Consider the following 918-nt stretch of genomic DNA (forward strand, 5'->3'; position numbering starts at 1 on the left):
ATTCTCGTTACTCCCTCTTTGCCACGGCTTTTGCGGTTCGCAGAAGTACACCTGCATATCTGTGGCCACCGTGAACTGCACGTGAGCTGCCATCTCCGTGCCACGATCCCATGTCAACGAGCGCTTCAATTGCGCAGGAAGCTTGCGCACCTGCTTGATCAGCGCCTCAGTGACGCTGTGCGTGTCTTTGCCCGGCGTCTTCACCAGCATCACATAGCGTGAGTGACGCTCCACCAGCGTAGCAATGTGCGTGCTGATTGAACCGGCAAGCAAGTCGCCTTCCCAATGCCCTGGCACGGCGCGATCCTCGGCCTCTGCCGGGCGTTCGCTGATCGGCACCGCATCGATGATCGTGCCGCGATTCTGACCCCGCTTCGAGGCGCACTTCGCACGACGCACCGCGCGCCTCGTGCGTAACTCACTGATCAATTCCTTCTTCAGCGCTCCACGCGTCTGGATAAACAGCGTCCGATAGATCGTTTCGTGCGAAATGTGCATCTCCTTGCGTTGCGGGTATCGCCTCTTGAGCCAGCCCGAGATCTGCGCAGGCGACCATTGTAGGCGCAGCCCTCGCGCGACCTGCCTACATAAGCGCGCATTGCCCGCCAGCGCGCATTGTTTCGGCCGCAACGCGCGCCTCCAGGCCAACTCATCGGCCGCATGCGCGCGATACTTCTCGCGCCCTCCATTGCGGCTCACTTCACGACTGATGCTCGATTTGCTTCGCCCCAACTGCGCTGCAATCGACCCATACGATTGATTCTGGCTCAATGCTCGCGAGATCGCTTCACGCTCGCATATGCTCAAGGCACGCGCTGCGCGCTTGCGCTGCGCCGGCGCGATCCCGCCATGTTTGGCGATGTGCCGGTGCGTTGAGCCGACATCCCGCTGTAATGCCCGCGCAATCCCACTGACGCT

The 918-nt window shown here is 61.2% G+C and carries 1 protein-coding gene; it reads right to left on the minus strand.

Annotation, left to right across the window (positions count from 1 at the left end):
• A partial coding sequence (locus NOV72_RS31740) for an IS30 family transposase (RefSeq protein WP_146150073.1) occupies window positions 1-918 on the minus strand: 918 nt, incomplete at both ends.

Source organism: Caballeronia novacaledonica (assembly GCF_900258035.1).
Taxonomy (GTDB): Bacteria; Pseudomonadota; Gammaproteobacteria; order Burkholderiales; family Burkholderiaceae; genus Caballeronia; species Caballeronia novacaledonica.